Source organism: Mycobacterium sp. (assembly GCF_032162605.1).
Taxonomy (GTDB): domain Bacteria; phylum Actinomycetota; class Actinomycetes; order Mycobacteriales; family Mycobacteriaceae; genus Mycobacterium.
The window spans coordinates 1-3103 of sequence record NZ_JAVROT010000421.1 but is presented as its reverse complement, the minus strand read 5'-3'; the positions used below and the strand labels follow the sequence as shown (position 1 = coordinate 3103).

Genomic DNA, 3103 nt, shown 5'->3' with positions numbered 1-3103 from the left:
CGCCACACCGTTCGCACTCCCATGCGTTCTGCGCAGCCATGACGGTGATCCCGCGAGGACGTGTCGGGCGCTCGTCTATCGGTTCAGGCATGTCGTTCGGACCCCAGTGGGTGTGGTTGTGCGAGTTACAGCATGGTCGACGCTACGTCGGCGGTGCGACAGATCGAGCAGCATCCGGCCAGCAGTTGCCTGGGCAGTTCTGCCGTGGCGGGTCGACAAGTGCAAGTGTTGACGCCCCGGGTCGACATGTGACTCGGCGAAGATCCCAAGTTTGTCGGTGCCGCCTCGGTCGGGCTCGAACAGCGGCTGGTGGATCATTCACTCAGTTCGAAGCGCGGTTGTGCTCCGGAGATCCGAACTGAACCCCAATCGCCCTCCGCGACATAGGCGTCACCATCCGCAATGAGGACGTCGATGTTTCCGAGATCCTCGTCGCCGGAAGCGTCGGTGTAGTGATTGCCATTCCGGCTGAGCCATACGACACGAGTGACATCGGGGAAGACGTCCGGCAATTGGGACGGGCCAAGGGTCATCTCGGGCATCCTCGCTGAAGCGCATTGGCAACTTGCCCGAGAGAAAGCCGCCTCTGTCGTTACCAGCCCATTGCGACCAGCAGGAGGGTCGCTGACACCAATTCGTCATCGCATGGAACCGACAGTGCGGTAGCTCAGCTGCTGCTGAGCGTGCATGAAGTCGGGTTTACGCGCGGCGTGTCGTCCTCCGACACGCACGCTCGCGGGAAGGGCTAGGTCAGGCGGGAGAGGACCTCGGCGACCACGGCGTCCGCGGCGACGTCCACCTGCTCACCCGTCGATAGGTCCTTGACGCCGACCGTGCCCGCTTCGATGTCGCGGTCACCGGCGACCAGCGCCACCGACGCGCCGGATCGGTCGGCGGCACGCATGGCGCCCTTCAGCCCGCGGTCGCCGTAGGCCAGATCGGCTCGCACCCCACGCGCCCGCAACTCGGCGACCATCTTGACCAGTGACAGCTTGGCGGCATCGCCGAGCGGCACCGCGAACACGTCGACCGCGCTGGTGGCCCCGACCGTCTTGCCCTCGGCCTTCAGCGCCAGCATCGTGCGGTCGACGCCGAGCCCGAATCCGATGCCGGACAGGTCCTTTCCGCCGAGCTGATGCATCAGCCCGTCGTAGCGGCCGCCGCCGCCAATCCCCGACTGCGCGCCAAGCCCGTCGTGCACGAACTCGAACGTCGTCTTCGTGTAGTAGTCCAGCCCGCGCACCATCCGGGGGTTGATCACGTATGGCACGCCGAGCAGGTCGAGGTGTGCCTGCACGGTGTCGAAGTGCTGCTTGGCCACGTCGGACAGATGATCGAGCATCAACGGCGCGTCGGCCGTCATCTCGCGCACGTGGGGCCGCTTGTCGTCGAGCACCCTCAGCGGATTCAAACGAGCGCGTCGCTGTGTTTCTTCGTCCAGGTCGAGCTTGAACAGGAACTCCTGCAACAGTTCCCGGTACTGCGGACGGCACGTGTCGTCGCCGAGCGAGGTGAGCTCGAGGCGGAAGCCGTCCAGCCCGAGCGATCGGAACCCGGCATCGGCGACGGCGATGACCTCGGCGTCCAGCGCAGGGTCGTCGATCCCGATGGCCTCGATGCCCACCTGTTGCAGCTGCCGGTAGCGGCCCGCCTGCGGGCGCTCGTAGCGGAAGAACGGGCCGGCGTAGGCCAGCTTGGCGGGCAGCGGCCCACGGTCGATGCCGTGCTCGATGACCGCGCGCATCACCCCGGCGGTGCCCTCCGGGCGCAGCGTCACGGACCGCTCGCCGCGGTCGGCGAACGTGTACATCTCCTTGCTGACGACGTCGGTGGACTCGCCGACGCCCCGCGCGAACAACGCCGTGTCCTCGAAGATCGGCAACTCGATGTAGCCGTAGCCGGCCACGCGCGCAGCCTCCAGCAGACCGTGCCGGACCGCGACGAACTGCGCGGACTCGGGCGGGAGGTAATCGGGGACGCCCTTTGGCGCCTGAAATTCAGTCACTTACGACAAACCTTCGAGGAATGGGTTGGTACGACGCTCGGCGCCGATGGTGGTCTTCGGACCGTGCCCAGGTAGTACCACGGTGTCGTCGTCGAGCACCAACAGTTTTGTCACGATCGAGCCGAGCAGGTCGCGGCCACTTCCCCCTGGCAGGTCGGTGCGGCCGATGGACTGTTTGAACAGGGTGTCACCGCTGAACGCCATGTCGGCAGGGCCGTCGGTGACGCGGAAGACCACCGACCCCTTGGTGTGGCCAGGGGTGTGGTCGACCGTCACCGTGATGCCGCCGAGTTCGATCTTGTCGCCGTCACGGTCCAGTTCGACGAGTTGGCGGGGTTCCCGGAACAGGGCGCCGAAGGCGACCTGCGCCAACCGCGGGCCGAAACCCTTGATCGGGTCGACCAGCATGTGCCGGTCCTCGGGGTGCACGTACGCCGGGCATCCGTACGTATCGGCCACCTTCTGCGCCGACCACATGTGATCGATGTGGCCATGCGTGAGCAGCACCGCCGCGGGAGTCAACCGGTTCTCGTCGAGAATGCGGCGTAGCGGCCCGAACGCACGCTGGCCCGGATCGACGACGATGGCGTCGGCCCCGGCGTGCGGCGCGAGGACGTAGCAGTTGCACTGCAACATCCCTGCAGGAAACCCCGTGAGCAACACGTCGCCCAGTTTCCCACCTCGCGTTCGCGTGGGTCGCGGCACCTACGCTCAGCATTGCCTGGCACACTCGGTGCCGACTTATGAGCGTGGTCGCCGTCCCGGCGACTGGTTCGAACACGTGTTGGACTGGGGGGGTGCCTACCAACCAACTGCGGCGGGCTACGGCCAAGCGCAAACTCTAGCGGCAGCTCGAGCGGAGGGCAGCCCAGGCCAAAAGACGACGCCTCTTGACGATCATCGGCTCGGCGGTCGGCGCAGTCCTGCTGATCGGCGCCATCGTGGCCACCGTCATCGTCACCAACAAGGATTCGCACAGCAACACCGCCTCGGCGGACACCCCGACGTCGCCGACCTCGGCGCTGCCCGCACCCCCTGCGGACGGGAAGCTCCCACCTTTCATCGCGCCCGCCGACCTCGGCGGGAACTGCCAGTACC

Annotated in this window: 3 protein-coding genes and 1 pseudogene; 1 reads left to right on the top strand and 3 read right to left on the bottom strand. The window is 66.6% G+C overall.

The window, feature by feature from the left end:
• Positions 1-314: 314 nt before the first annotated feature.
• The 3 genes from QOI01_RS23745 to QOI01_RS23735 all read right to left on the bottom strand — a co-directional run bounded on the left by QOI01_RS23745 (position 315) and on the right by QOI01_RS23735 (position 2668).
• A complete protein-coding gene (locus QOI01_RS23745; protein ID WP_526385311.1) occupies positions 315-542 on the bottom strand; it encodes a hypothetical protein in 228 nt (75 codons plus the stop codon).
• Between the two features lie 203 nt (positions 543-745).
• Positions 746-2005: a histidine--tRNA ligase gene (hisS, locus tag QOI01_RS23740; protein ID WP_526385309.1), complete on the bottom strand. Its 1260-nt coding sequence runs from the start codon at positions 2003-2005 to the stop codon at positions 746-748.
• Entirely contained in the window at positions 2006-2668 is a 663-nt protein-coding gene (locus tag QOI01_RS23735; protein ID WP_526385307.1) for an MBL fold metallo-hydrolase, read from the bottom strand.
• Positions 2669-2802: 134 nt separating this feature from the next.
• On the opposite strand from QOI01_RS23735, the pseudogene QOI01_RS23730 reads away from it, so the two are divergent.
• A pseudogene (locus tag QOI01_RS23730) lies at positions 2803-3103 on the top strand (peptidylprolyl isomerase); the annotation flags it as partial.

Excerpts from the sequence above, each read along its gene's own strand:
- QOI01_RS23745 (WP_526385311.1), bottom strand. The coding sequence starts at position 542 with ATGCCCGAGATGACCCTTGGCCCGTCCCAATTGCCGGACGTCTTCCCC.